General features: G+C 42.3%; 23 protein-coding genes, 1 other RNA gene and 2 other annotated features. Of the genes, 7 read left to right on the plus strand and 17 right to left on the minus strand.

All coding sequences use genetic code 11. From position 1 onward, the window contains the following. Positions 1 to 56: 56 nt before the first annotated feature. The 6 genes from JOD17_RS14525 to alaS all read right to left on the minus strand — a co-directional run bounded on the left by JOD17_RS14525 (position 57) and on the right by alaS (position 5,709). Positions 57 to 695: an O-methyltransferase gene (locus JOD17_RS14525; protein ID WP_204698623.1), complete on the minus strand. Its 639-nt coding sequence runs from the start codon at positions 693 to 695 to the stop codon at positions 57 to 59. Next, positions 692 to 1,867, minus strand: a complete 1,176-nt coding sequence (gene mltG, locus JOD17_RS14530) for an endolytic transglycosylase MltG (protein ID WP_204698624.1) — start codon at positions 1,865 to 1,867, stop codon at positions 692 to 694. Before mltG ends, JOD17_RS14525 begins: the two co-directional genes overlap by 4 nt. A gap of 97 nt (positions 1,868 to 1,964) precedes the next feature. Continuing rightward, the gene (locus JOD17_RS14535; RefSeq protein WP_239575558.1) at positions 1,965 to 2,291 is read right to left on the minus strand and encodes a DUF1292 domain-containing protein; all 327 of its coding nucleotides are present in this window, start codon (positions 2,289 to 2,291) and stop codon (positions 1,965 to 1,967) included. 21 nt (positions 2,292 to 2,312) lie between these two features. After that, the gene (gene ruvX / locus JOD17_RS14540; protein WP_204698625.1) at positions 2,313 to 2,738 is read right to left on the minus strand and encodes a Holliday junction resolvase RuvX; all 426 of its coding nucleotides are present in this window, start codon (positions 2,736 to 2,738) and stop codon (positions 2,313 to 2,315) included. A gap of 5 nt (positions 2,739 to 2,743) precedes the next feature. Beyond that, a complete protein-coding gene (locus JOD17_RS14545; RefSeq protein ID WP_042359446.1) occupies positions 2,744 to 3,004 on the minus strand; it encodes an IreB family regulatory phosphoprotein in 261 nt (86 codons plus the stop codon). Between the two features lie 65 nt (positions 3,005 to 3,069). Continuing rightward, positions 3,070 to 5,709 (minus strand): alanine--tRNA ligase, encoded by a 2,640-nt coding sequence (alaS, locus tag JOD17_RS14550; RefSeq protein ID WP_204698626.1) that lies wholly within the window; start codon positions 5,707 to 5,709, stop codon positions 3,070 to 3,072. 47 nt (positions 5,710 to 5,756) lie between these two features. After that, positions 5,757 to 5,965, minus strand: a binding site (T-box leader). A gap of 197 nt (positions 5,966 to 6,162) precedes the next feature. Here alaS and JOD17_RS14555 point away from each other — a divergent pair. From JOD17_RS14555 to JOD17_RS14565, 3 genes are all read left to right on the plus strand, one after another. After that, a complete protein-coding gene (locus JOD17_RS14555) occupies positions 6,163 to 7,524 on the plus strand; it encodes a sigma-54 interaction domain-containing protein (protein ID WP_204698627.1) in 1,362 nt (453 codons plus the stop codon). 151 nt (positions 7,525 to 7,675) lie between these two features. After that, positions 7,676 to 9,223 carry an L-glutamate gamma-semialdehyde dehydrogenase gene (gene pruA, locus JOD17_RS14560; RefSeq protein WP_204698628.1) on the plus strand — a complete coding sequence of 516 codons (1,548 nt, stop codon included), beginning with the start codon at positions 7,676 to 7,678 and terminating at the stop codon, positions 9,221 to 9,223. Positions 9,224 to 9,284: 61 nt separating this feature from the next. Further along, positions 9,285 to 10,196, plus strand: coding sequence for a proline dehydrogenase family protein (locus tag JOD17_RS14565; RefSeq protein WP_204698630.1), 912 nt, complete (start codon positions 9,285 to 9,287; stop codon positions 10,194 to 10,196). A gap of 5 nt (positions 10,197 to 10,201) precedes the next feature. On the opposite strand, the gene JOD17_RS14570 is transcribed toward JOD17_RS14565, so the two are convergent. From JOD17_RS14570 to cymR, 8 genes are all read right to left on the minus strand, one after another. Beyond that, positions 10,202 to 11,272, minus strand: a complete 1,071-nt coding sequence (locus JOD17_RS14570) for an AI-2E family transporter (RefSeq protein WP_204698631.1) — start codon at positions 11,270 to 11,272, stop codon at positions 10,202 to 10,204. An 81-nt stretch (positions 11,273 to 11,353) separates the two neighbouring features. After that, on the minus strand, positions 11,354 to 11,518 hold the full coding sequence (locus JOD17_RS14575; protein ID WP_152549813.1) for a DUF3918 family protein: 165 nt from the start codon (positions 11,516 to 11,518) through the stop codon (positions 11,354 to 11,356). A 53-nt stretch (positions 11,519 to 11,571) separates the two neighbouring features. Beyond that, entirely contained in the window at positions 11,572 to 11,775 is a 204-nt protein-coding gene (locus JOD17_RS14580; protein ID WP_204698715.1) for a hypothetical protein, read from the minus strand. Positions 11,776 to 11,859: 84 nt separating this feature from the next. Beyond that, positions 11,860 to 14,133 (minus strand): SF1B family DNA helicase RecD2, encoded by a 2,274-nt coding sequence (gene recD2 / locus JOD17_RS14585; RefSeq protein ID WP_204698632.1) that lies wholly within the window; start codon positions 14,131 to 14,133, stop codon positions 11,860 to 11,862. Positions 14,134 to 14,157: 24 nt separating this feature from the next. Then, positions 14,158 to 14,826 carry a tetratricopeptide repeat protein gene (locus JOD17_RS14590; RefSeq protein ID WP_204698633.1) on the minus strand — a complete coding sequence of 223 codons (669 nt, stop codon included), beginning with the start codon at positions 14,824 to 14,826 and terminating at the stop codon, positions 14,158 to 14,160. Continuing rightward, entirely contained in the window at positions 14,823 to 15,935 is a 1,113-nt protein-coding gene (gene mnmA, locus JOD17_RS14595; protein ID WP_204698634.1) for a tRNA 2-thiouridine(34) synthase MnmA, read from the minus strand. The genes JOD17_RS14590 and mnmA overlap by 4 nt, the downstream gene beginning before the upstream one ends. Positions 15,936 to 15,940: 5 nt before the next feature. Beyond that, complete coding sequence (locus JOD17_RS14600) at positions 15,941 to 17,104, minus strand: cysteine desulfurase family protein (RefSeq protein ID WP_204698635.1); 1,164 nt, start codon at positions 17,102 to 17,104, stop codon at positions 15,941 to 15,943. Positions 17,105 to 17,134: 30 nt separating this feature from the next. Continuing rightward, positions 17,135 to 17,554, minus strand: coding sequence for a cysteine metabolism transcriptional regulator CymR (cymR, locus tag JOD17_RS14605; RefSeq protein ID WP_042359442.1), 420 nt, complete (start codon positions 17,552 to 17,554; stop codon positions 17,135 to 17,137). Positions 17,555 to 17,755: 201 nt separating this feature from the next. Here cymR and JOD17_RS14610 point away from each other — a divergent pair, with 201 nt between their 5' ends. The 3 genes from JOD17_RS14610 (at position 17,756) to JOD17_RS14620 (ending at position 20,170) form a co-directional block, all read left to right on the plus strand. Next, the gene (locus JOD17_RS14610; RefSeq protein WP_204698636.1) at positions 17,756 to 19,036 is read left to right on the plus strand and encodes a replication-associated recombination protein A; all 1,281 of its coding nucleotides are present in this window, start codon (positions 17,756 to 17,758) and stop codon (positions 19,034 to 19,036) included. Positions 19,037 to 19,124: 88 nt separating this feature from the next. Then, a complete protein-coding gene (locus JOD17_RS14615) occupies positions 19,125 to 19,739 on the plus strand; it encodes an RsfA family transcriptional regulator (RefSeq protein WP_204698637.1) in 615 nt (204 codons plus the stop codon). Between the two features lie 122 nt (positions 19,740 to 19,861). After that, on the plus strand, positions 19,862 to 20,170 hold the full coding sequence (locus tag JOD17_RS14620) for a MerR family transcriptional regulator (protein WP_204698639.1): 309 nt from the start codon (positions 19,862 to 19,864) through the stop codon (positions 20,168 to 20,170). Between the two features lie 210 nt (positions 20,171 to 20,380). On the opposite strand, the gene ssrS is transcribed toward JOD17_RS14620, so the two are convergent. After that, positions 20,381 to 20,564: non-coding RNA, 6S RNA (gene ssrS, locus JOD17_RS14625), on the minus strand. A gap of 119 nt (positions 20,565 to 20,683) precedes the next feature. Between ssrS and JOD17_RS14630 the strand changes: the two genes are divergently transcribed. Beyond that, on the plus strand, positions 20,684 to 20,971 hold the full coding sequence (locus JOD17_RS14630; protein ID WP_204698640.1) for a hypothetical protein: 288 nt from the start codon (positions 20,684 to 20,686) through the stop codon (positions 20,969 to 20,971). Positions 20,972 to 20,976: 5 nt separating this feature from the next. Here JOD17_RS14630 and aspS read toward each other — a convergent pair whose 3' ends face one another. Then, positions 20,977 to 22,746: an aspartate--tRNA ligase gene (gene aspS / locus JOD17_RS14635; protein WP_204698641.1), complete on the minus strand. Its 1,770-nt coding sequence runs from the start codon at positions 22,744 to 22,746 to the stop codon at positions 20,977 to 20,979. Between the two features lie 24 nt (positions 22,747 to 22,770). Further along, complete coding sequence (gene hisS / locus JOD17_RS14640; protein ID WP_204698642.1) at positions 22,771 to 24,039, minus strand: histidine--tRNA ligase; 1,269 nt, start codon at positions 24,037 to 24,039, stop codon at positions 22,771 to 22,773. A gap of 54 nt (positions 24,040 to 24,093) precedes the next feature. Next, positions 24,094 to 24,320: a binding site (T-box leader), on the minus strand. Between the last annotated feature and the right edge of the window lie 15 nt (positions 24,321 to 24,335).

The following is a 24,335-nucleotide window of genomic DNA, read 5'->3' on the forward strand; positions in this document are numbered from 1 at the left end:
CGAAAATACAATTGCTTTGCAATAATTTACCATTAATCAGCAATAAAAATACATACTTACTGTTTAATTGCGACTGCCATCCCATCACCGATCGGGTGAATGGTCGTCATAAACTGTGGGTGCTTGAGTAACCATTCGTTAAACGACGCCATTTTTTTGGCGAGTGGTTGTAGTCGTTTCGGAGCCTCTGACGGTTCATACGTCCACCCTTTAAACAAGACGTTGTCGACAACCATCAGACCACCTCGTTTTAAATACGGTGAGAACGTTTCTACAAAGCGTATGTTATGACCTTTTGATGCATCCACAAACAAAAAATCATAGGAGCCTTGTAATTCTTCAATCCGCTCAAAGGCATCTCCTTCAATAAGTTGAATCTGATCTTTTGTAACGCTTTTTTGAAGAAATGTACGTGCATCTTGTATGCGGGTTTCATCTCGCTCAAACGTCGTTACTGTACCGTTAGCAGCCGCATGTGCCATCGTAATTGCTGAATAACCAATTGCAGATCCTAATTCTAGAATCCGTGTAACACCCTGTAATGCGATAAGCTGTTGTAAAAAACGAGCACTTTCTAAATCAATAATGGGAACATGGTGTTCAAAAGCATGATGTTCCATTTCTTGTAGAAGTTCATCCTCGTTTAAACGGGGATGAACTTCGTGTAAATACGATTGTAACCGATCCATCGTCATTCGTCGTCTTCCTCATCATCAGCTTGACCTTCAATCCATTCATCACGGTATTGTTGGTGTACTTCATTATGCTCTTCATACGTTTCTGAGTAAATTACTTCTCCACCAAAACGTGCATAGAAGAACAAATACTCACTGTCAGTAGGCTCAAATACCGCTCGAATTGAGTCCTCACCAGGACTGGCAATCGGTCCTGGAGGCAAACCACTAAAACGATACGTATTGTAAGGATTGTCTGTCTCTAGATCGTCGTAACTCGTCATGTAACGATGTTCCCCAATCGCATAAGCAACGGTTGGGTCGACTTCTAGACGCATACCCTCTTCTAAGCGATTATGAAGAACTCCTGAAATCAACCTCCGGTCTTCAGCAGTTGCCGCTTCTCTTTCAATAATTGAAGCCAGTGTCAAAACTTCATGAACACTTAATTCAGCAGCTGGACCTTCAATTCCTTCTTCCTCGCTATAGTCTTGTACAATTGTTTCATAAATTTGAGCCATCCGAGCGACCATCGCTTCAATGAACTCTTCGACCGGTGTATCTTCACTTAGAAAGTCATACGATGCAGGAAACAAATAGCCTTCCAACGCATAACGCACATCATCGTCTTGCACTTCTTCAGTTAATAACGGATATTCTTCCAGTAACTGTTCGCTAAAGTCTTCATCCATTAATACGTCTAAAACTTCTTCTTCATCGTAATCCGTTTCGGCAGCAATGCGTTCACCGATCTGCTCTAATTGCAGACCTTCTGGAATTACAAACGTAAACGCGTACTCTTCCATATATACCCCGTCTTGAAGTGACGTCATAATCTCTTCAAGATCCATGGCACGGTTTAACTCATAATTCCCTGCTTGAAATCCAGAATAGTTCTGGTAGCGAGCGTAATATCTAAAAAAAGTTGCGTTCGTAATTAAGCCTTCTTCTTCAAGAATCTGGCCAATCCCCATTGTTGATGATCCGATCGGAATCTCAACTTCTACCGTCGACTCGTCCTCTTCATCCATCGCTGAGACGGCTGATTGCAAATAAACATATCCCGATAAAATTACGACTGCTACGAGTAAAACAATAGAAATTAATGCAATAACTACGATTTTACGTACTTTACGCGCAGTCTCCACCTGCCTTGACACCGCATCTACTGGTTCCTTCGATTCTTCTGTCAAGAGGGTCCCCTCCCCCACCTAAGCTTCTATAGTTCTACTGCAATACGAACAGAAATCCCGGTCCCAGAAAAATTCCTGGGCCGGGACGATCCGTTCATTATTCCTTGTCTTCGGCTTCACCATCAACAAGCAACGTTTCATCGTCTTCTAGAAGTGTGTTGATCATTTCTTCGACCATTTCCCACTCTTCATCAGACTCGATTTGGTGCAACGTATATCCTTCCGGATCCTCAGCACTTTCTTCGTATTCAAATGCGAAAATCTCAACTTCTTCATCTTCTTCCTGATCGTCTTCAACGACAGGCGTTACGACAACGTATTGCTTTTCGCTATCATCGACTTCAAACGTGAACATAACTTCAAATACATGCTCCCCTTCGCCATCCGGGTCTGGTAATACGATACGCTCATTTTCTTCTAACATAATAATTACTCCTTTTATCCTTTAAAGGCTTGTTTTGTGTGCAGTATTGTCTAAAAATCCTTGAAGTATAAGGACAGCCGCTATTTTATCTACGACTTTTTTCCGTTTAGAACGACTAACATCTGCTTCTAAGAGAGTACGTTGTGCAGACATCGTTGTCAAACGTTCGTCCCATAACTTCACTGTAACATCGAGTCGCTCTTCTAGAGCTTCTTTGTACCTTATTGATTTTTCGGCACGAGGACCAATCGTACCATCCATGTTCTTCGGATAACCGACCACAACCGTTGTCACTTCGTTATCATGAATGAGTTGCTCCATCTCATCTAATGAAGAGTTTATGGACCGAACTTGAATCGTGTCGAGTCCTTGTGCCGTTAGTCCGAGTAAATCACTAACGGCAACACCAATTCGTTTATCTCCAATATCAAAAGCCATTGTTCTCATTCGTATTAATCGGTACCTTTCAAATAATGTCTCACAAGCTCCTCAATAAGCTCATCTCGTTCGAGGCGACGAATTAATGAGCGGGCATCATTATGCCTAGGAATATACGCTGGATCACCCGATAGTAAATATCCGACAATTTGGTTGATTGGGTTGTATCCTTTTTCTTCCAACGCATTATAAACGTTAAATAATATTTCTTGTACGTTTACTTCCGCCTGTTCATCTTGGACATTAAACTTGACTGTATTATCCTTCGAGCTCATAGAAGGCCACCTCGTTTCTCGATTTTCCAACATAACTTGACCCTATTGTACATGATTTACAAGATTTATGAAATGGAACGCACGATACTAGGTACAGCTTCAATCGCTGATTGTAGTTTTTCAGGGTTTTTTCCACCTGCTTGTGCCATATCTGGTCGGCCACCGCCACCACCGCCACAAAGTTTCGCTGTCTCTTTAACGATCTCCCCAGCTTTGTAACCTGCTTGAATAAGGTCTTTACTTACGGTTGTGACTAAGTTAACTTTCCCATTTTTGCTCGTACCTAAAACGACAATTCCAGAATCTAGTTTTTGTTTCAATTCATCTGCAATTGAACGAAGCGCATCCATATCACGATCTTCAACAATTGCAGCCACGACTGGAACACCGTCTACATCTTGCTTGTCATCTAGAATCTTTAATGCATCCATGTTGCCAAGTTTATCGGTTAACGATTCGATCTCACGATCTTTCGCTTTTAACTCATCGTTTAATTGAACGATTCTTCTTGGCACATCTTTTGTTGTTTTTACTTTTAATGCTTCTTTTGCTTCGTCTAACAACGAAAGTTGCTCGTTCATATAGACGTAAGCGCCCGTACCTGTTACCGCTTCTATTCTTCGAACACCAGCACCGATTCCCGTTTCAGTAACGATCTTTAACAATCCAATTTCTGAAGAGTTTTGAACGTGGCAACCTCCACAAAGCTCAATACTATAATCGCCAATGTGAACAACACGAACGACACTACCATATTTCTCACCAAACAGAGCCATTGCACCTTTTTCTTTTGCGTCTTCGATGCTCGTTTGCTCAGTTACAACAGCGATATTGTCCGCAATCTTGTTGTTAACAATTTGCTCAATCTCTGATAACTCCTCAGCTGTAACAGACCCGAAGTGTGAGAAGTCAAATCGCAAACGGTCAGGACCAACGTAAGATCCTGCTTGGTTGACATGTTCGCCTAGTACGTCCTTTAACGCCTGATGCAACAAGTGTGTCGCACTGTGGTTTTTCTCTGTTTTTGCACGTGCCTTATCGTTAATCGATGCCGTGACTGTTTGATCAAGTTGCAACGTTCCGCTCGTTACCGTCACCTCGTGCATCGGTTGTCCATTTGGAGCACGCAATACATTTTCGACAGTCGCTTCAAAGTTGTCACCAGAAATAATCCCAGTATCAGCAACTTGTCCACCACTCTCAGCATAAAACGGTGTTTGGTCGAATAAGACGATTGCACTTTCTCCAGTCTCAATGACTTCTTTTGATTCTTCCCCTTGGACAATCGCAATGACATTGGTTGCAACTTTTGTTTTGTCATAACCGACAAACGTACTCGTTTTTGTAAGCGTTCGTAGCGTTTCATTTTGACTTTGCATTGAACCGTCTTCTTTACGAGCAGCACGTGCACGCGCACGCTGGGCTTTCATTTCTTCATTAAACCCATCCATGTCAATTAAAAAGCCTGCTTCTTCAACGTACTCTTCGGTTAAATCGACCGGGAAACCGTACGTATCATAAAGTTTAAATACATCTCGTCCATCGATTTGGTTAGCACCTTTAGCCTTCGCCGTTTCAATAACATCGTTTAAAAGCGCAAGACCTTCTGCTAACGTTTCATGAAAACGCTCTTCTTCATTCTTAATGACTTTTTGAATGAAAGCTTCATTTTCTTTCACATCAGGATAGTAAGACTTCATAATGTCACCGATGATTGGGACTAGACGGTACATGAATGGCTCATCGATACCTATCGCTTGAGCATAACGAACAGCGCGGCGTAATAGCCTACGAAGAACATAGCCTCTTCCTTCATTTGAAGGAAGTGCTCGATCGCCAATGGCAAACGAAACCGTACGGGCATGGTCAGCGATCACTTTAAATGCTGTGTCGTCCAACTCATCATTCCCATAATTCTTCCCAGATATTTTCTCAGTTTCTTTAATAATTGGCATAAACAAATCGGTTTCAAAGTTTGTTTTCGTATCTTGAATAACCGAAACCATTCGCTCTAGACCCATTCCCGTATCAATATTCTGGTTCGGAAGTGGTGTGTACGTGTCATCAGGGTTGTGATTAAACTGAGAAAATACGAGGTTCCAAATTTCTAGGTAACGTTCATTTTCCCCACCCGGATAAAGCTCTGGGTCACTTTCGTCATCTCCATAAGCAGGTCCACGATCATAAAAAATTTCAGAGTTCGGACCACTTGGTCCTTCACCAATGTCCCAGAAGTTCTCTTCTAAGCGAATGATTCTCTCTTCAGGGAGTTTAATATTTATTTTCCAATAATCATAAGCTTCCATGTCCTCAGGATGGACCGTAACACTAAGCTTTTCAGGATCAAAACCAATCCACTTCTCACTCGTTAGAAATTCCCAAGCCCACTCAATCGCTTCTTCCTTAAAGTACTCTCCAATTGAAAAATTCCCGAGCATTTCAAAAAACGTGTGATGTCTTGCCGTCTTTCCGACATTTTCAATGTCATTCGTACGAATTGATTTTTGTGCATTTACAATCCGAGGGTTCTCAGGGACCACACGTCCATCGAAATATTTCTTAAGTGTTGCTACACCACTATTTATCCATAAAAGCGATGGATCTTCGTGAGGAACGAGTGATGCACTCGGTTCAACGTCGTGTCCTTTTTCCTTAAAAAAGTCAATAAACATTTGGCGTACTTCAGCAGATGTTAAAGATTTCATTGATATGACCTCCAATCGTTTTGTAAACACAGAAAAGCCCCGTCCCAAAAAGGGACGAAGCATTTATTCGCGGTACCACCCTTGTTAAGCACACCGGATCGTGTGCCTCACTCTGCTGCATTAACGCTGCAAACGGCAAGGTTTACTTGCACTCAGGAGTAGCCTTCAATGAGGGGCATGCACTCTCTTTCAGCCTAAGGAGAATGTCTCTATCGTTCAATGCCACATCATTTACTCGTTCCTTCATCGTGTTCTTTCATATCTTTTCTTATAATACAACGACTAATAGGGTTCATGTCAAGTTTTGCCGATCGCTTGACTTCTATTCTTCAGTCCGTCCTCTCTTCACGGAATGAAACGATAAAAGATTGCCAAATTTTTTACTTCACACTTCTTTAATGCAAAATTTTTTGCTACACTACGTTTACACTAGACGAAGTGCAGGTGACAACGATGGATGAGCAACTACACACACTGTATGAACAAGTTTTTGAAAAGATCGACATCGGCGTTCGTATCATTAACCGCGACGAAGAACCGGTCATTTATAACCGTAAAATGAGAAACATTGAAGAAATGACGACTGCTGACTTTGCTGGTCGTTCGTTGCTTGATGTGTTTCAATTTAAATCCGAACAAGAAAGCCGATTACTACGTGCCTTACATCATGGTGAATCGACAAAAAACCAAAAACAGACGTATTTCAATTCACGAGGTCTTGAAATTACAACGATGAACCACGTGTATCCAATCTATCATAATGAGCACATTATCGGTGCAGTTGAACTTGCTAATGACATTACGAGAATGGAAAAAATGCTTCGTGATAAACGGACGAATGAACATGCCTCTCACTATCAATTTGCCGATATGATTGGCTCTTCTCAATCGTTTCAAGCAGTAATTGAACAAGCAAAACGGGCATCACGTACGTCTTCAACTGTATTGCTGATCGGTGAAACAGGCACAGGTAAAGAACTGTTCGCACAAAGCATTCATAGTGCAAGTCGTCGCAGTCACGAACCGTTTGTCACACAAAACTGCGCTGCCCTCCCTGAAAGCCTTATTGAAGGGATTCTATTTGGCACATCAAAAGGTGCATTTACTGGGGCTCTTGACCGTCCAGGACTTTTTGAACAAGCAGATGGAGGAACATTGTTACTCGATGAAATTAATTCATTACCCGTTCATTTGCAACCGAAATTGCTCCGTGTAATTCAAGAACAGAAAGTTACACGCATTGGCGAAAGCAAAGAACGTACCATCGATGTGAGACTGCTCGCTACGATGAACGAAGATCCCATTGATGCGGTATCCGACGGTCGGTTACGCAAAGATTTATTTTACCGCCTAAGCGTCGTTAGCTTGTTTATCCCATCCCTGAAAGAACGTAAGGATGACATTATTCCTTTATCTACTTTCTTTCTAAAGAAATACCGTGAACGATTCAATGTTTCCATGCACACACTCTCACGCGAAGTTATGGAATCGTTACGTGACTATCATTGGCCAGGGAATGTCCGTGAGTTAGAACACATCATTGAAGGGGCACTGAATGTCGTCAATGGCGAAGAAACGATGACCCTCCATCACTTGCCTCACCATTTGTCACATCATACTCAACCTGTTAATGCGTTGCATCACTCACCATTACAAGAAACGGAGACGTTACCCGAACGTTTACTGAAAGTTGAACAACAACTAATTGCCGAAGCCATGGACATAGAACAACACAACATATCACGTGCAGCGAAACGACTAGGCTTAAGCCGCCAAAATTTGCAGTATAAACTCTCAAAATTCCAAGTACGTTAGGTAAAAGCAAAAATATTTGCAGTTCAACGCAAATATTTTTGCTTTTTTGAGTTCTTCACATTCGTAAAAGCCTTATTTTTCGCGAATTTAAAATTGGCATCGTTTTTGCAATTAACTAGCAGTGAGTCTATAAACTTTAAGGAGTGATCTCATGGTCGTCCCATACACACACGAACCATTTACAGATTTTACAGTTAAAGAAAACAAACAAGCTATTGAAGAAGCAATTCAGTATGTGAAAGGACAACTCGGCAAAGATTACCCTCTCATCATCGGTGGCGAACGTATTGCAACCGAAGACAAAATTACATCGTACAACCCAGCAAACCATTCAGAAATCATTGGTACCGTTTCAAAAGCGAATCAAGACCTAGCAGAACAAGCAATGGAAAAAGCGCAAGAAGCGTTCAAAACATGGAGCCGCTGGACACCTGAAGCACGCGCAAACGTTCTCTTCCGTGCTGCTGCAATCTCTCGCCGTCGTAAGCATGAGTTTTCTGCTTGGATGGTGTATGAAATTGGGAAGCCTTGGAAAGAAGCAGATGCAGATTCTGCTGAAGCGATTGATTTCTTAGAATTTTACGCACGCCAAATGCTCGAATACAAAGACGGAGCGGAAATTAACAGCCGTCCAATCGAGCACAATGCATTCACTTATTTACCACTTGGTGTTGGTGTAACTGTATCTCCTTGGAACTTACCATTTGCCATTATGGCGGGTACTACAGTTGGTCCGATGGTTGCAGGAAACACGATCCTTCTAAAGCCTGCAAGCTTAACACCGGTTATTACGTATAAATTTATGGAAGTACTTGAAGAAGCGGGCATGCCTAAAGGCGTCGTCAACTTTATCCCAGGAAGCGGCAGTGACATTGGTGATTACCTCGTTGAGCATCCAAAAACACGCTTTATTAACTTCACTGGTTCAAAAGAAGTCGGTACGAGCATTTACGAGAAAGCTGCGAAGATTCAACCTGGGCAGAACTTCTTAAAGAAAACAGCCATTGAAATGGGTGGAAAAGACACGATCATCGTCGATCGCGAAGGGAACCTCGACATTGCAACAGACGCAATCGTGCAATCTGCTTTCGGTTTTAGCGGTCAAAAATGTTCTGCGTGTTCACGCGTCGTTGCTCACGCTGATGTGTACGAAGAACTCATTGAGCGTGTGAAAGCGAAAACAGAAGAATTAACGATTGATGCACCACAACACGCGAGCACGTACATGGGACCCGTATGCGAGGAGTCTGCATTTGATAAAATTCTTGAGTACATCGAAATCGGTAAATCAGAAGCGACACTCGTAACAGGTGGTACAGGCGACAAATCAGAAGGTTACTTCGTAAAACCGACGATCTTCAAAGATGCTGACCCGAATGCCCGCATCATGCAAGAGGAAATCTTCGGACCAGTCGTTGCTTTCTCGAAAGCAAACGACATCGATGAGCTCATCGACATTGCGAACAACACTGATTACGGCTTAACAGGAGCCATTATCTCTGACAACCGTGATCATTTAGAGAAAGCTCGCCATGAATTCCACGTTGGTAACCTCTACTTCAATCGTGGGTGTACAGCTGCGATCGTCGGATATCAACCGTTTGGTGGATTTAAAATGTCAGGAACAGACACGAAAGCTGGTGGACCTGGCTACATCCTACATTTCATGGAGCCAAAAACGGTTTGTGATCAATTCTAATTAGGATCTGTTGACCCCTCTTAAATGAAGGGTCAACTTCCTTTTCAAAAGGGGTATGGCAATGCATAAATTAAACCGAGATTTCTTTTTATATTTGTCGAAAAATAAACTCTTAAACAAAAACGCGAAGCGATGGGGCCTTAAATTAGGTGCTTCAAAAGTTGTCGCTGGTTTAACCATTGAAGATTCATTACAACCATTGCAGGAATTAAACGAAAGTGGGCGAATGATCACACTTGATCATTTAGGTGAGTTTGTTTATGAAGAAGAGGAAGCAATCGAAGCCTTCCAATCAAGTATGGAAGCGTTAGATTTTATCAAAGAAAACGACATTGATTGCTATCTTTCTGTAAAGTTAACAAAACTCGGTTTAGACGTAGACGAAGGTTTATGTATGAAACACATTCGTGCCTTGCTTGAACGTGCCAAACAATACGACACGATGATCAATATTGATATGGAAGATTACGCTCATTACGATCAAACCCTTGATTTACTTGATGAATTGCGTAAAGACTATGACAACATCGGTATCGTTTTACAAGCCTACATTCACTCTGGTGTGGAAGACACAAACCGCCTTAAAGGAATGAAAATTCGCTTCGTCAAAGGGGCTTACAAAGAAGACGCAAGTGTTGCCATTCAAGATAAGAAAAAAATCGATGAGCATATGTTAGAAATGATTAAAACCCACATGCTTAATGAGAGTTATACAGCGATTGCCACACACGATCATGAACTAATTGAAAAAGTTAAAACATTTGCATTAGAAAATGGTATTCCCCGGGAAATGTTTGAATTCCAAATGTTATACGGTTTTCGCAATGATGTGCAACTTCAACTCGTTAAAGACGGCTACCGCTTCCGGACATATGTGCCCTACGGTAAAGATTGGTACGGCTACTTTATGCGCCGGTTAGCAGAACGTCCACAAAATGTAGCTTTCGCTTTTCGAGGTATGCTCTCAAAATAAAAGGATCAGACCCTTTGTTCTGATCCTTTTGTATGTCTAAACACTTTAATAATTTCTGATGCGATTACAAATAACGGTACAGCAACAAGCAATCCGATCACCCCGGCAAATTCATAGCCTAATAACAAAGCAAACAGAATAATGAGTGGATGTAAGTGTGCACTCTTGCCAACAATCATTGGTGACAAGACATTCCCTTCAATCTGTTGGATGATTAAGATTGCGACTAACGCAAACAGTGCCGTTTGCCATGATACGGTAAGTGCAATGATGAGTACTGGAATTGCACCGAGAATCGGACCAAAATAAGGGATTAAATCCATTACCCCTAATAAAATCCCAAGTACTATCGGATAAGGGACACCTGCAATCCAAAGTCCGATAACAGAAAGAACCCCCACACAAATCGAAACGAGCAATTGCCCACGAATATAACTTCCAAATGCATGATCTGCCGCTTTTGCCACTTTCTCGCCCGTTTCTCGAAACCTTTTCGGAGTTATAAATACAACTGCTTTCTCTAATGCCCGCAAGTCTTTTAGAAAATAAAACGTGACGAATGGCAATAAAAATATAAACGCGATTCCTTCCAAAATGAGTGGCAATCGATCGACCACACCATTCATCATTTCACTGCCTTCATTTTCTAAACGCACGACGCCATTTTCAATTTGATCATGAATACTCGGTGGTAATGTATCTATTTGACGATGAATTGTGAGCAGTTGATCATTAAAACTACGAACCCAAGTAGGTAGCGTTTGCAACAACTCTTTTGTCTCTTCAAGTATTTTCGGTGCCGTTTCGACAATAAGCCAAGCACCGCCCCCGAAAAAGATTGTATAAATAATAAACACTGACAAAAAGCGTGGAGAACCTTGTCGTTCCAAATAATCAATGACTGGATGCAATAAATACGCAAACAATCCAGCGATCATAAAAGGAATAAGTATTTTAAACAGACTAACGAGCACGGGTTTCCACACAGGTGTAAGTAAATACAAAACGTACAAACTTACTAATACGGTTAGCACGAGTGCGACTCGGTACATCCATTTTCGTTCCGTCTTAATCACCCCCCTCTTCATTAGGATGGGCAACTAACGAATCCTTATCCAAAACGAAAAAAAGCCAAACCGCTTCGGTTTGGCAAATGTTTAAAAGGCATTCTTGTAAGCCTTTTTCAACATTTTTACGTGCTTGTTCTTTTTCATCTTGTTCATCCAACGTTTATGAGAACGATCGTGCGTGTTCATCATATAAATGGCCGCTCCTACTGTACCGATTCCTGCTACGAGCAGGGAAGACGATGTTTTGTTCATGAACCATCCAGCTCCATCCTATGATTTACAATTGGACAGTCACCAAACGTCTATTACATACTTTGCTCGTGTTCAATACAGCGCTCAGCTTCTGAGAACACATCGTCTAATGATACGAGTGAACCGTCTTCTTCAACTTGATATACGGACAATGTTGAACCTTTCACGACGAGCTCAATGCAACATTTCCAGCAATAGTATTGATTTGCACCGATCTTTCCGATATCTTTCCACATGCAATTTGGACAATGCATGATGTAACCTCCTTGTGAATCTTCTTAATCACAAGAATGGTCAAAGAAAGCCGATGCTATACGTGGCGACTGTCACTGAGTGTAGTTTTAACGATTAGAATCGGTTTTATGATTGGTAATCGGTTCCTTAAGATGCGCAATTCTTTCGGTTAAGTAAGAATAACGGGAATGATGATCATTATGATCAATCGCAAAGGAATAAGCGCGCTCTTCACCGACCATAATTAAGTAATCACGAGCACGTGTAATCGCAGTATACAACAAATTCCGCTTTAACATCCGACGATAATTCATCACAAGAGGTACGATCACAATCGGGAACTCACTGCCTTGTGCTTTATGAATGGATGAGCAATACGCAAGCATTACTTGTTTTAAATCTTGACGTTCATACTCAACTTCAAGTTGATCAAAACGTATAATTACTTTTTCTTTTTTATCATCAGTGTCTTTTGCACGCCGGATCGCAACAATTTCACCACGGTCACCGTTGTAGACATTTTCTTCAGGATTGTTGACGAGTTGCAACACCATATCACCTTGACGTAGCGTTAAATCGCCATACGTAATTGAGGACTGCCCTGGTTTCTTCGGATTAAATAGGTCTTGCAGCTTTTCATTGAGCGCAGTGATTCCTGCTTCTCCACGGTACATCGGAACGAGAACTTGTACATCACGAGGGGCATATCCGCGGTCAACTGCTTTTTGGCAAACTTTCTCAATAAGTGGCACGATGTTCGCAGAGCTCCCTGGAAAGAATGCACGGTCATGAAGTGGTTGTTTAAAATCATCCGGCAACTGCCCTTCTTTAATGCTATGTGCAAGGTCTGTAATTGAAGAACCTTCTGCTTGTCGATAGACGAGCGACAGTCTAACAGCAGGGATCTTACCAGAAGAAAGTAAATCACTGAGCACTTGACCTGGTCCTACAGAAGGAAGTTGATCCTCATCGCCTACGATGATGACTTGCATCTTTGCAGGGATCGCTTTAAACAATTGATTGGCTAACCAAATGTCAATCATCGATGCTTCGTCGATAATGAGCAGCTCTCCTTTTAACGGAGAATCTTCATCCCGCTCGGTAAACTCTGAGTCATCGCCACGCCAACCGATTAACCTGTGAATCGTTACGGCGTTTCTCCCTGTCGTTTCACTCATTCGCTTCGCTGCGCGACCGGTAGGAGCTGCAAGTAAAATAGGTGACTTCTTCGAATCATCTTCTGACCAGCCATGAATACGCTGGAACATTTCCACGATCGCCCGTATGACTGTCGTTTTACCCGTTCCAGGTCCCCCAGTTAAAATCATCATCGGTGAGGATAATGCTAAACGAACTGCTTCTTTTTGTTGCTCGGCATACGAGATATTGTAACGTTCTTCCATTTTGCCAAGCTCTTGTAAAAAAAGATCTTCAGAAAAGCTTTCAATTTCACGATCAACCGTCAATCGCTCTAAGTTTGTCGATAATCCCTTTTCTGCAAAGTAAAGAGACGGAACGTAACCGCGATCATCATCAACGGCGACTTTTCCATCTTCAGCGAGGTCCACAATTGCTTGGAGTAATTGCTCTTCTTCTGCAAATGGTGAACGATGATTTAATATTTGTTTCGCTTCTTCAACCCATTCTGATTCAGGTAAGTAGACATGTCCTGAGCTCATACTCGTTGCCACGATAGAATGCATGAGTCCCGCCTTTAGGCGTTTCTGATCAAGTGGCTCGATGCCAAGCTGTGTACCTAATTCATCTGCTTTAAAAAAACCAATCCCATCAATATCTTGAACGAGTCGATATGGATCAGTCTCCACAATACGCAACGTATCATTGCCATAATGGCTAATGATTTTTGTCGATAACTCCATCCCAAATCCATAGTTCATAAGCTTATTCATAAATTGTGCAGATTCTTGTTCTTGTTGAAGCGTTTCTATAATTACTTTCCGTTGCTCTGCTTTTATGCTCGGCACCGATTGCAAACACGTCGGGTCATTTAACATTTGATCGAGTGCTGCATCACCTAAATGGGCAACAATCATCGCTGCAGTCTTGCGTCCTACTTTTGGGAAACGTTCACTTGATAAGTATTGAATGAGCGCCTGTCCTTCTCTTGGAATGTGCTTTTCATACGTTTCACTTTTAAACTGCTGTCCGTATTTCGGATGTTCTGTATACTGGCCCCGAAACGTCAGCAATTCACCTTCTGGTGAAGACGGGAAATGACCGAGGACGGTAATTGCGTGCGTTTCTGCTTTCGGTTCTGACTGTTCGACATCAACAATCATTACTGTATATCCGTTTTCATCGTTACGAAAGATGAGTTGACTTACCGTCCCAGTAATATACGGCATCTCCTCTACAGTCATCCCGTCATCTCCCCTCTCTCCATACTACTCTGACGATCCCATTACTTGCTTCAACCCGTGTGACGCAAGCATATGATCTTTTTGGATTCGTAGTGCAGATTGAAAACTTTCTTTCGCTTGATCATGTTGTTCCAAGTACATTTGCGCAACACCTAAGTTATAAAAGGCATCTGCATGTTCGGAGTTTAGCGAAACCGCTCGTTCAAAATGCTGAATCGCATCAGCAATCATGTCTAACTTTGCGTAAGTGAGTCCACAATAAAAATGCGCTTCAGCATCTTCACGATTTAACTCAACCGCACGCATCATGCTTGCAAGTGCAAACGCATGTTGGTCTTCTTGATAGTAGCTTAGCCCAATCATAAAATGAACACTTTGGTCGTCATTAAGTCCTGAAGTAATCGCTTGTTTGTAAAACGCAATCGCTTCTTGAAACTTATCAACGTGATAACAAACGTTCCCCGCACCGTAATACGCTGAAGCGTGCTTTTCATCCAATTGGATCGCACGTTGATAACATTTTAAAGCATCTTCATATTCATTGGCAGCAAGAAGAAGCGTGCCGAGATTTGTATAAATCGCAGCACGATCGCCTTCTTCATTTTCTAGTGCAAGATGAAATTGTTCGAGTGCTAATTCATCTTCACCTTGGCTCATATAGTCTGTCGCTTTTTGGAACGCACTTTTACTCATGCAATCCCATCTTTCTTTTCGCGAATGGCTGACTCAATCGTTCCCCCACCAAGGCACACATCGCCATCATAAAAAACGACAGCCTGTCCTGGTGTAATGGCACGTTGCTCTTCAATAAACTCCACATAGAAAGCGTCTGCACTTTTCACGTGCAACAACACTTCTTGATCTTTTTGACGATAGCGGAACTTGGCTGTTAATCGAACTGGATCACTTGGAAGATCACCACTAATCCAATTCAAACCACTCCCGTATAAACCGTAACTGAGTAAACGCTCGTGATTAGACCCTTGTCCAACGACCAGCACGTTGTTCTCAAGATCTTTGTCCACAACGAACCAAGGATCTCCCGCTCCACCAATTCCAAGCCCTTGACGTTGACCGAGCGTATAGTACATTAACCCTTCATGCTTGCCTTTTACTTCTCCTTCAGGCGTTCGCATTTCACCGGGTTGTGCAGGCAAATACGTTTGTAAAAACGATTTGAAATCTCGTTCTCCAATGAAGCATATACCCGTACTATCTTTTTTCGTCGCTGTTGCAAGTTCGCGGTCAAGTGCCATTTGGCGAACGTCTTTTTTCTCATACTTCCCGAGTGGGAATAGCACATGTGTTAACTGATCTTGGCTTAATTGACTCAAAAAATACGTTTGGTCTTTATTATCGTCGTTTCCTCTTAGCATTTGTACCGTACCGTCTTCTAATCGCTCAATTTGAGCATAGTGACCCGTCGCTACATAATCTGCTCCTAAAAGCATGGCATGATCAAGGAACGCTTTAAATTTAATTTCTTTGTTACACATAACATCTGGGTTTGGCGTACGCCCTTTACGGTGTTCTTCTAAAAAGTATTCAAAGACACGGTCCCAATACTCTTTTTCAAAGTTCACACTGTAATAAGGGATGTCGAGTTGATCGGCAACTCTTGCAACGTCTTCATAATCAACTGTTGCCGTACAGACACCCATTTCATCTTCATCGTCCCAGTTTTTCATAAATACACCGACGACGTCGTACCCTTCTTCTTTTAGAAGTGCTGCTGTAAGTGAAGAGTCTACTCCACCACTCATTCCGACGACGACGCGAGTATTGTGTTTTTCTTTGGTCATCGTATTCACCTCGTTTGCAATCTTGAACGGATTAACGCTGTTACCTTAGCAAGCGTATCCGCTGTATCTATGACTTGTTGTTCTGTATTGGTTGATCCGATACTAAATCGAATGGATGTTTTTATACGTTCATCATCGTCCCCAAACATCGCTTGTAAAACATGTGACGGTTGAAAACTCCCCGCCGTACATGCTGAACCACTACTTACTGCCACGCCCGCCAAATCTAATTGCGCGAGCAAAGGCTCGGTTGGGACACCTTGGAAACTAATATTAACGATATGAGGAAGCGTAACGTCAGCTGCAAAGTCATTTCTTTCATAATTCACGCCGTTTGCATCAAGCCGCTCTAAAAGCATCTTCTTAAGCGTTAAATAACGTTCGTAGCGCTCTGTTCTTTCTGCTTCTCTTAGTAAAACGGCTGACTCTAGTCCAATAATAGCTGCAGCATTTTCAGTCCCTGGTCGAAGCTTTTTCTCTTGCTCACCGCCATACGAGAGGGGCGATACGTTCGTCAGATTTTTGACATACAAAAATCCCGCCCCTTTTGGGCCGTTAAGTTTGTGAGCTGAAGCTGATAATAAATTAATCCGTAATTGCTCGACATTAAGCCCAAGTACTGCGTACGATTGAACGGCATCAGTATGAAATACAGCTTGATGAGTTAGTAACATTTCACCAATCTCAGCAATCGGGTTCACTATGCCCGTCTCATTATTGCCGTGCATAATCGTTACGAGAATCGTGTCGTCTCGAAGTGCCGTTTCTACTTCTTTAGTTGTAACGGCACCGTCAACACCGACAGGCAAATACGTCACTTCAAATCCTTCCCGTTCTAATTGCTCCAAAACGTGAAGAACGGCATGGTGTTCAGCATTCGTAGAAATAATATGGCGACCGTTCGCACGATTAGCAACCGCGGTTCCTCGAATTGCTAAATTGTCTGCCTCAGTGCCGCCGCTCGTAAAAATAATTTCATCATGTCTTGCTCCAATGCTTTTCGCAACCGTTCTTCTTGCTTTGTCAATTTCAACACGTACTTTACGTCCATAACGATGAATGCTTGATGCATTTCCAATCTTTGTGCCGTCAAAGTACGGTTTCATCGCTTCAAAAACTTCTTCACGAACGGGTGTTGTTGCCGCATGATCGAGGTAAATGTCATGCATGTTTGTCACCTTCAACTTTCTATCGTTAACTTAAATGTAGAACATATAATCTTCTTGCGTATCTGCCTCTTCATAATTCGCAAGATCTAAAAGCGTTGTTGAATCAAGCACTTCTTTAATCGCATCACGAATTTTAATCCATAAATCTCGTTTTGCCGGTTCTTCATCTTCCATCACTTCTACTGGAGTAATTGGACCTTCTAGAACTCGGATAATGTCACCTGCGGTAATATCACCCGGTTCTTTTGCCAGCATATAACCACCATAAGCGCCTCGTACGCTTTTTACAAAAATGGCATTTCTTAGTGGAGCGATTAATTGCTCCAAATAATGCTCTGATAAGTTATTATCTTTTGCGATTGACTTTAATGAAATCGGACCTTCACCATGTCTTTTCGCTAATGCAATCATAATTGTTAATCCGTAACGCCCTTTAGTTGAAATCTTCATAATGGACACCTCTCTAACGTTAGAAACCAAACGTTTATATCTATAGTAGTTACGCGCTCGTTCATCATTGTGCTTTACGTGCCATTATAGCATGTTCGCTACTCATTGAACACAAGGCTGTACTTCTTGTCTGTTTTTGGATGTTTGTGCTAAGCTTTGAACAACTAGAACGTGTATTCGCTAGTAGATGGAGTGATTCAATTGAACCATGCCCCACTTGCATACAACATGCGACCAAGGACAATTAATGAAGTTGTCGGCCAGAAGCATTTATTAGAAGAAGGCGGACTCATAACGCGAATGGTAACTGCTGGCGTGTTACACCCGATGATTTTCCACGGTCCACCTGGTACGGGGAAGACGTCAACTGCCATCGCCATCGCTGGGACGATGAACCTCAAGTATAAGTTACTAAACGCGGTAGAGCATACGAAAAAGGATTTGCAAATTGCCGCTGAAGAAGCGAAGTTGTACGGGCAACTCGTCTTAATACTTGATGAGTTCCATCGTTTGGATAAGGCGAAACAAGACTTTTTACTGCCCCATTTGGAAAGCGGAACATTAATTGTCATCGGAGCCACAACCGCGAATCCCTATCACTCTGTTAATCCAGCGATTCGTAGTCGTTGTCACATCTTCGAATTGCATTCTCTTGAAGTTGAAGACATCACATCAATGTTAAAGCTCGCATTGACGGACCACGAACGAGGTTTAGGTGATGTGCACACAGAAGTAGACCCAGATGCCTTAGAACATATCGCTACTTCTTGTAATGGAGACTTACGGGCTTCTTTAAATGCATTAGAGCTCGCCGTATTGTCAACACCTAAAGATGACAACGGCATTGTGAAGATTGACGTTCGTATTGCCGAAGTATGTACACAAAAAAAGAACTTTAACCATGATAAAGACGGTGATGGTCATTATGACGTGCTTTCTGCTTTTCAGAAATCGATTCGCGGAAGTGATGCAGATGCAGCGCTTCATTATTTAGCTCGTTTAATTGAAGCAGGCGATCTCGTTAGCATCAATCGCCGCTTACTCGTTATCGCATATGAAGATATTGGACTTGCAAACCCACAAGCTGGCGCAAGGACGTTATCTGCTATTGAAGCGTCAGAACGGCTCGGTTTTCCAGAAGCACGAATCCCGCTTGCCAATGCCGTCATTGAACTTTGCTTATCACCGAAATCCAATTCAGCATATAAAGCAGTAGACAAAGCGTTTGCAGACATTCGTCAGTACGGCTCACCAAAGATTCCTGATCATTTGCGCGATGCTCATTATAGTGGCGCACAAGCCATGAACCGAGGCGTCGGCTACTTGTATCCCCATGACTATGAACATGCCATGGTCACCCAACAATATTTACCAGATTCAATTAAAGATCACCGCTACTTGAAATTATCCGGGAAAAGCAAGTACGAACAAGCCTTTCACGATGCACAACAAAACATCAAATCTCGCACAAAGCAAAAATAAACGCCCTCTTTCTATGAATGGAAGTATAGAGATTCCGAAGTTTGTCCATAGTAAAACTAGAATCTTTAAGTGGAAGAAGGGACGTTTCATGACAAAAGTTCGACAAGATGCGTGGTCACACGAAGATGATGTTTTGCTTGCAGATACCGTCCTCAATCACATTAAACGAGGAAGCACACAACTTAAAGCATTTGAAGAAGTTGGTGATCAACTGAACCGAACAGCTGCAGCTTGTGGATTCCGTTGGAATGCGGTCGTTCGTGATCAATACGATAACAAAATTGCAGATGCAAAACGCGAACGCAAAAACCACCAAAGAAAAGACGCGGCCAATGCAGTCGCTCATACATTTGGTAATCATAATCATAGAGAAGCGAGAGCGACCGCTCAGACAGACGCGGCCAAAGAGCAAAGCGAATCGATGAGTATTGACGATGTGATTTCGTTTTTACAGCAATACAAACATCAATCGCATGATGATTCTAACGTACTCGAGCAAAACAAAGCACTAACAGAAGAGAACCAACACTTACGGGAACGTTTACAAAAGATTGAACAAGACCACGATTCATTAATGCAAGTCATTAATCGTGCACGAAATATGATGTTTTTGGATGAATCTACATTAACTGATTCATTTATGAGTTCAAGTTTTCGCATGGATGAGAATGGGAATTTACAACAAGTTTCAAAAGCCGATTAGCGACTATTCCTATAGTCGCTTTTTTAGATTTTTCGACAGAAAATCTAACAATGACCCCCTTGAAGTATGTGAATTTTGCTATCATTAGGGAAACATACATAACATCAAGGGACGGGGATGTCATGAACTATAAGAAGAAGAAAGTCATCACCATCGGTGTCGTTTGTGAATTAACAGGCCTTAGCGAACGACAAGTTCGCTACTACGAAGAACGACAACTCGTTTTTCCAGAGCGTAGCAAAGGCGGCACAAGAAAATACTCGTTCTTAGACATTGAACGACTCATGGAAATTGCGGAGAAAATGGCAGACGGTATGCAAACATTTGAAATTAAGCGTATGGACAAGCAACGAAACGCGACGCTTCGTGAGAAAATGTTGAAAGGTCAAATTAACGCACAATTCGGACAGAGAGCAACAAAACGTCCGTAATTGATTGGCAATACAGACGACCTTCACATTACTTTCAATTCATAAGAACCCTCGCACTTCTATTCATAAAGAAGTCGAGGGTTCTCTACTGCCATGAACAATCGACTTAATCATTTCGGTTAGACATTTCAGGAGTATAGTATTACTCTAAACAACGTAAAAAGGACCCACGTATTGGGGTCCTTGATCATTCGTTAACTTGTTCGACTATGTAGTCCCGTTGTGCCGTATAAAATCACCAAGTTTTGAAGCCTGCAATCGCAGGTGGGTGCCTTGTTCAATACTCCGTAAGTCCCCAGCTACCGAGGCATTTACTTCCTATTGAAACGTCAAGCTCCCTAGTAAAAAATGTTGGCTCAAAACGTATAGTGCGCTACGAACACTACAGGACTTTAACTTGTAAAAAGTATAGCACGAACGTGTTTCTTCTGCAACAAAAGAGTAAAGAATATAGTGGCCTAAAGGTTTCACTCTTTCTTCTCACTGGGTATACTGTAACGAGGAGGGAAAATTATGAGTGAACCAATTAACAGACTACCCATTACCCATATCGTTCAAAAGATCGGGGCAATTGAAAAGCACACCGAGCATTACGATACAGATATGGTGCTTTATGATGATTGCATTACCATTGATCATGAATCCTTTGTTATTGAGAAGGTTTTTGACGTTTCTTATCGCTATCAAGAAGGCGAGATCGGCTTTTTTTATTTACATACGTCACAAGGTGTACGAACGTTTTACATAAAAACCGATCCATCCGACTTTATTGCAAGCTTTCGCACCGTCGAACGTAAATAGTTTATTTAACGCGGGCGTAAATGCAACTCTTTCCATTGACTAGGACTAACCTGACTTGGTGCTTCAGTGAGTAAGCAACTTGCACTCGCTGTTTTCGGGAATGCGATCACTTCACGTAAGTTATCAACGCCTGCAAGTAGCATGACGAGACGGTCAAGTCCTAGTGCAATACCACCGTGTGGAGGCGCCCCGTGGCTAAGCGCGTCAATTAAGAAACCGAATTGATCTGTCGCTTCTTTTTCCGTAAAACCAAGCGTTTTAAACATTTGCATTTGCAATTCCGGTTCGTGAATACGCTGTGAACCTCCGCCAAGCTCGTAGCCATTTAATACGAGGTCATACGCATGAGCGATGACGTTTTCTGGCTCTGTTGCAAGCTTTTCAACATCTTCTGCAACTGGACGAGTGAACGGATGGTGTAAAGCGACATGACGATCTTCATCTTTGTCGTATTCAACGAGCGGGAAGTCTGTCACCCACAAGAAGTTGTACGCATCTGTATCAATTAAGCCGAGCTCTTTCCCGAACTTCATACGAAGCGCACCGAGAACGTCGTACACGACTTTTGATTCATCAGCTGCGAACATGAGTAAGTCTCCACTTTCAGCATTCATCGCACGTTTCATCTCTTCTTGAATCTCTTCCGATAGGAACTTAGCGATTGGTCCTTTAAGCGCCAATGATTCGTCTACCTTTAACCACGCTAAGCCTTTAGCACCGTAAATTGCAGCAAAGTCTGCTAAGTCATCAATTTCTTTACGACTCATTGCGTCGCCCTGACCTTTTGCATTTAGTCCTTTTACTTTGCCACCTTTTTCAAGAGCACCCGTAAATACTTTGAAACCACTGTCTTTCACAATGTCTGAAAGCTCTACGAGCTCCATTGCAAAGCGTGTATCTGGCTTGTCAGATCCGAAACGGTTCATCGCCTCATCGTAAGTCATACGCGGGAACGGTGTCACAATGTCTTTATTGTGTACAGCCTTCATAATGCGCGCCATCATTGCTTCTGACATTTTAAACAAGTCTTCGCTATCCATAAACGATGCCTCAATATCGACTTGTGTAAATTCTGGTTGACGATCCGCTCGTAAATCTTCATCACGGAAGCAACGAACGATCTGATAATAACGCTCAAAACCAGCAACCATCAGTAGTTGTTTAAACAACTGTGGCGATTGTGGCAATGCGTAAAATTCATGTTCATGGACACGACTTGGAACGAGGTAATCTCTTGCTCCTTCTGGCGTGCTCTTTGTAAGCATCGGTGTTTCAGCTTCCATAAAGTCTTGATGATCTAAGAAGTTACGAATTTCTTTTGTCACTTGATGGCGTAAACGGAACACCCGTTGCATGTTCGGGCGACGAAGATCAAGGTAGCGTTTCTTTAAACGAATGTCTTCAGATATTTGTACGTCTTCATCGATCGTAAACGGTAGTGGTTTTGATACGTTTAAGATCTTTACTTCATCAACGTGTACTTCGACTCTTCCAGTTGGAATTTTGTCGTTGATCGTTTCTTCATCTCGTAAAACGACTTTCCCTTTTACATCAAGTACGTATTCGTTACGTATTGAATCTGCAATAGCCAACGCCGATTCGTTAATTTCTGGGCTAAATACGACTTGTACGACACCACTGCGGTCGCGTAAATCAATAAAAATGACTTGTCCGAGGTCACGACGTGTACGTGCCCACCCTTTTAACTGTACGTGTTCGCCAACAATTGCTTCAGTAATTTCTTCGCTGTAATGCGTTCTTCCTACTCCTACCACTTCAACACACTCCTCATCTGATCTCTATATTAAGGACGTTAAGTGAGCAACAAGGTGCTCAAAAGAAACTTGCTCTTGTTCTCCTGATTCCATGTTCTTCACATTGACGATGCCACTTTCGAGTTCTTGCTCACCAATGACGATCACACGGCTTGCGTTCACTCGGTCTGCGCTTTTAAATTGGGCTTTCATTTTCTTGCCTGCATAATCTTTATCGCAACTAATGCCCGCTTGACGTAAATCATGTAGCAATGTTGTCGCTTTGTCATTCTCTTTCTCTCCAACAGCTACAACAAACACGTCTAAACTCGAGCCAACTTCAGGAAGTTTGTTTCTCGCTTCAAGCGCCATTAACACGCGTTCAATGCTTAACCCAAAGCCTATTCCTGACGTTTTTGGACCGCCAAACTCTTCAATAAGTCCTTCATAACGTCCGCCACCAGTCAGTGTCGTAATTGCACCAAACTCCGGCTCATCAAGCATAATCTCAAATGCTGTATTCGTATAATAGTCAAGACCGCGCACTAGATTCGGATCAACAACATACGAAATTCCGATGTCTTCAAGCAATTGCTTCACTTTGTCGAAATATTGAACCGAAGTTTCATTCAAATACTCTTGAATGGAAGGTGCAGATTGTACGAGTTCGTGGTTGCGATCAACTTTACAATCTAGAATCCGAAGTGGGTTCGTCTCAAGTCGCCCTTGGCAGTCGCTACAAAATTCATCAATACGATCAGAGAAATGCGCAACTAACGCTTTGCGGTGATTTTTACGTACTTCTTTGTCACCTAAACTATTGAGTACAAGTTTTAAGTTGTCTAAGCCACACGCTTTGTAAAAATCCATCGCAAGTGCAATCGTTTCTACATCGATCGCAGGATCGTCACTTCCAATTGCTTCAACACCGAACTGGTGGAACTGACGCATACGTCCTGATTCTGGTCGTTCATAACGAAACATCGGTCCAATGTAGTACATCTTTACCGGCTGCGTCACATTGCCGTGCATCTTATTTTCTACGAATGAACGAGCAACGGATGCTGTTCCTTCAGGGCGTAACGATAAGTGTCTCCCACCACGATCTTGGAACGTGTACATTTCTTTTTGAACGATATCTGTGCTATCTCCAACACTACGTTGGAAAATTTCCGTTGTCTCAAAAATTGGTGTACGTATTTCTTGGTAATTGTATTTCCGGCTCACTTCTCTTGCAACAGACTCCACCCATTGCCACTGCTCTGATACGCCTGGCAACAAGTCTTGCGTGCCACGAGGAATATTAAATGCCATGAAACGTCACTCCTTCTAAATTAATGCATAAAAAAGCCCCTCTGAAAAACAATTCAGAGGGACGAGTATACCCGCGGTGCCACCCAACTTGAAGTCTAATTAAAGACATCCACTTAGCACAGTTAACGCCTGTGTTACGTCTCGCTCTACTAAACCATTCGTTCGAACGAGCCCCTACGAAGTGTCTTTCCTAAATGGATGAACAGAAGGGCTTCCAGCCATGGCCACTTCTTCTCTGTGTTCATGAATCATCTAGTACTTTTCTTCATCAACGGTCTGCATGTATGTTTTCTATC

It is taken from the genome of Geomicrobium sediminis, assembly GCF_016908595.1.
Lineage (GTDB): Bacteria > Bacillota > Bacilli > Bacillales > Marinococcaceae > Geomicrobium_A > Geomicrobium_A sediminis.

Bases quoted from the DNA above. Each gene is read 5' to 3' on its own strand.
- JOD17_RS14620 (WP_204698639.1), top strand. From the start codon at position 19,862: ATGAACTATAAGAAGAAGAAAGTCATCACCATCGGTGTCGTTTGTGAA.
- JOD17_RS14590 (WP_204698633.1), bottom strand. From the start codon at position 14,826: ATGAGTAAAAGTGCGTTCCAAAAAGCGACAGACTATATGAGCCAAGGT.
- JOD17_RS14535 (WP_239575558.1), bottom strand. From the start codon at position 2,291: ATGTTAGAAGAAAATGAGCGTATCGTATTACCAGACCCGGATGGCGAA.
- alaS (WP_204698626.1), bottom strand. From the start codon at position 5,709: ATGAAATCTTTAACATCTGCTGAAGTACGCCAAATGTTTATTGACTTT.
- hisS (WP_204698642.1), bottom strand. From the start codon at position 24,039: ATGGCATTTAATATTCCTCGTGGCACGCAAGACTTGTTGCCAGGCGTA.
- JOD17_RS14545 (WP_042359446.1), bottom strand. From the start codon at position 3,004: ATGAGCTCGAAGGATAATACAGTCAAGTTTAATGTCCAAGATGAACAG.
- JOD17_RS14630 (WP_204698640.1), top strand. From the start codon at position 20,684: ATGAGTGAACCAATTAACAGACTACCCATTACCCATATCGTTCAAAAG.
- JOD17_RS14600 (WP_204698635.1), bottom strand. From the start codon at position 17,104: ATGCATGACATTTACCTCGATCATGCGGCAACAACACCCGTTCGTGAA.
- JOD17_RS14575 (WP_152549813.1), bottom strand. From the start codon at position 11,518: ATGAACAAAACATCGTCTTCCCTGCTCGTAGCAGGAATCGGTACAGTA.
- recD2 (WP_204698632.1), bottom strand. From the start codon at position 14,133: ATGACTGTAGAGGAGATGCCGTATATTACTGGGACGGTAAGTCAACTC.
- JOD17_RS14525 (WP_204698623.1), bottom strand. From the start codon at position 695: ATGACGATGGATCGGTTACAATCGTATTTACACGAAGTTCATCCCCGT.
- pruA (WP_204698628.1), top strand. From the start codon at position 7,676: ATGGTCGTCCCATACACACACGAACCATTTACAGATTTTACAGTTAAA.
- cymR (WP_042359442.1), bottom strand. From the start codon at position 17,554: ATGAAGATTTCAACTAAAGGGCGTTACGGATTAACAATTATGATTGCA.
- mnmA (WP_204698634.1), bottom strand. From the start codon at position 15,935: ATGACCAAAGAAAAACACAATACTCGCGTCGTCGTCGGAATGAGTGGT.
- JOD17_RS14555 (WP_204698627.1), top strand. From the start codon at position 6,163: ATGGATGAGCAACTACACACACTGTATGAACAAGTTTTTGAAAAGATC.
- JOD17_RS14615 (WP_204698637.1), top strand. From the start codon at position 19,125: ATGACAAAAGTTCGACAAGATGCGTGGTCACACGAAGATGATGTTTTG.
- JOD17_RS14565 (WP_204698630.1), top strand. From the start codon at position 9,285: ATGCATAAATTAAACCGAGATTTCTTTTTATATTTGTCGAAAAATAAA.
- ruvX (WP_204698625.1), bottom strand. From the start codon at position 2,738: ATGAGAACAATGGCTTTTGATATTGGAGATAAACGAATTGGTGTTGCC.